Genomic DNA, 788 nt, shown 5'->3' on the forward strand with positions numbered 1-788 from the left:
GGTTGGGGCGGGCGCAGTGGTCGGCGCGGTCGGGCGCGGTTGAGCTGCCGACGCCGAGGGCGAATGCTGCTGTGACGCAGCGGTATAGAGGGCGCTGAGGCTGCCTGGGGTTTCAGGGGCGTAGGCCCCTGAGAGTCCCGAGAGTTGGGTATCGGTCATCGCAGCGCTCCCAGCAGGGCCAGGTAGGCGTCGCGGGTTTCGGCGGTGAGCCGATGCCAGGAGATGGGTCCGCCGGAGGCGAGGTGGATGTCGAAGGGAATCTGCACGATCGCCCGCACCCACGAACCCAGGTGTGTCCGAACATGATCGACGACCGCGGCCGCCGAGCCCGGCACCTGCTCGGTGAGCACGATGACCGCGTCGCCGACCACGAATTCGCTGAAGTTCTCGTCCAGCCACCCCAGCGCGGGCTGCAGCCGGTTGATGGCGTCGGGTCGCGCGGCGACGGTGATCACCAGTCCCACTCGGGGATCCGCCAGCAGCGGCGCGGCCAACCGGCTGGTGACCGGCGCGCCCGCGTCGAAAATCCCCAGCAGCCCTGCGGTTTCGAGATGCCGCGCCACCGACACCAGAGATTCCCTGCGCGGCAACGGATCCGGCGTCCGCGCCAGCACCCGCACCCCCGTCGACGTCTGCCCCGAACACGCGCCCACACTCGACGCCAACCCCGGATACGCCATCCCCAGCCACTTCTGCAACGTGCTCACCGGCGCGACCGCATCGCAGCCTCGCAACGCCACGTCCCCGCCCCCGAGCGTCGCATCGACGACAACGGGCCACACTTCCCC

Annotated in this window: 1 protein-coding gene; it reads right to left on the minus strand. The window is 70.3% G+C overall.

The window, feature by feature from the left end:
- Positions 1-155 precede the first annotated feature (155 nt).
- A partial coding sequence (locus tag ACAM49_RS40315; RefSeq protein WP_369640762.1) for a MinD/ParA family protein occupies positions 156-788 on the minus strand: 633 nt, incomplete at its 5' end.

Source organism: Nocardia sp. JMUB6875 (assembly GCF_041154655.1).
In the GTDB taxonomy this organism is placed as follows: Bacteria; Actinomycetota; Actinomycetes; order Mycobacteriales; family Mycobacteriaceae; genus Nocardia.